The sequence below is a fragment of the Leifsonia sp. HAY1-4F genome, from assembly GCF_056755275.1.
Genome location: NZ_JBNDHX010000542.1, coordinates 1 through 242 on the forward strand (window position 1 = coordinate 1; position 242 = coordinate 242).

Annotated in this window: 1 pseudogene; it reads left to right on the plus strand. The window is 61.2% G+C overall.

Annotated elements, in window-relative coordinates:
* Positions 1 to 242 (plus strand): annotated as a pseudogene (locus ACPYOG_RS20440) (hypothetical protein); the annotation flags it as partial.

Consider the following 242-nt stretch of genomic DNA (forward strand, 5'->3'; position numbering starts at 1 on the left):
TCCTCGAACCGATCCTCGACAGCCTCAACGGCCTCTTCCTTGCCGTGCCGGATTTCGTCTGGGCGCTGGCGCTGGTTCTGGTCCTCGGCGTGCTGTTTCCGCTCTTCCCGCTTTTCGGCCGCATCGATCCAAGCACGGACGTGCAATTCGCGACCCCCTTCTATCTCATCGAAAGCCTGCTCACCCTCCGCTTCCGCGTCTTTGCCGATATATCAGCCCATATGGTCATGCCGGTGCTGGCG